Genomic DNA, 1,074 nt, shown 5'->3' with positions numbered 1-1,074 from the left:
GCGCTTGCCCTTGGGCAGTCGCGGGGGGCGCTGGGCCTGCCATGGATTCGGCCGGCAGCCCGTGTGCAAGACGGCGCCCACCGGCAACGGCGGTGGCTGGTGCACAGCGCTGGAACGGTTCTCAAGGTGTCGCCGCGGTCGCGGTGCCCCGGTCGAAGGCACCGCGTTCGCGCCACAGCGTCGTGACCGTGGAGCCCTGTCGGTAGACCAGCGAGCGTTCGTCCACCATGCTGGCGCCCAGGCGCAGGCGGCCGCGTACCTCGAAGTACCGCGAGGCAATGGCGTGGTCGTCGGGGTTCAGCGTCAGCTGGGGGCCCATCTGGTCAGTGACATCGGTGAGCCCCCGGAAATGGCGCGCCTGCCGAAGCTGCAGGAGCTTCTGGGCACCCGCCATGTCCAGCCCGTCGATGACGGCCGACAGCACGTCCACGTCGGCCGTGTTCAGGTTCACGGGGGTGCGCGCTGGGAGCAGCGTGACGTGAGGGGCCAGCACCGCCAGGGTGTCCGGCGGCACGCCCAGCCAGCCCAGCTGGGCCATGGAAGGTGGCACCAGCGGAGCGTTGCCGTCGGCCCCCTTGCTGGCCTTCGCTTCGCGCAGGCCCTGCACCAGCAGGTCCAGTTGCTGCTGGGGCAGCCCCAGGCGCTGGAACAGGCGAGAGAACTGCCGCAGCGCGCGGGTGTTGACCTTGTCGCCATCGATCAGGTTGGTGAGGTTCAGCCGGGCCTGCAGGTCGGTGATCTGGCCGGACAGGAACGCCTCGGTGGTGTCGGTGCTGGCGTCATCGACCTGCACCGTGTTGCGGTCTGCCGCGAGGAAGGTGGACAGGCGTGCCTCCTGCAGTGGCACGGCCCAGGGTTCGGCCAGGTGGTCGGCACCACCGGTGATGCCGTCCTCGCGCAGGATCAGGCGCGACCAGTCGAGTGCGCCCACCAGGATCCAGGCCGACTGCTGGCGCGCGCGCTCGGCGGTCTCGACCTCGACCGCCCGCCATTGCTGCCACAGGGCGGCGGCGGCAAACGTGGCCACCAGGGTGACGGTCAGCATGGCCGCGAGCAGGGCCGCGCCGCGTCCAC

Annotated in this window: 1 protein-coding gene; it reads right to left on the bottom strand. The window is 71.1% G+C overall.

The annotated features are described in order from the left end of the window. Positions 1-121 precede the first annotated feature (121 nt). Positions 122-1,074: type II secretion system minor pseudopilin GspK (gene gspK / locus ACDELDRAFT_RS22905; protein WP_005801557.1), on the bottom strand; the 953-nt coding region annotated here is incomplete at its 5' end.

The sequence above is a fragment of the Acidovorax delafieldii 2AN genome (assembly GCF_000175235.1).
Classification (GTDB): domain Bacteria; phylum Pseudomonadota; class Gammaproteobacteria; order Burkholderiales; family Burkholderiaceae_C; genus Acidovorax; species Acidovorax delafieldii_B.
This window is presented reverse-complemented; position numbering and strand designations above follow the sequence as displayed.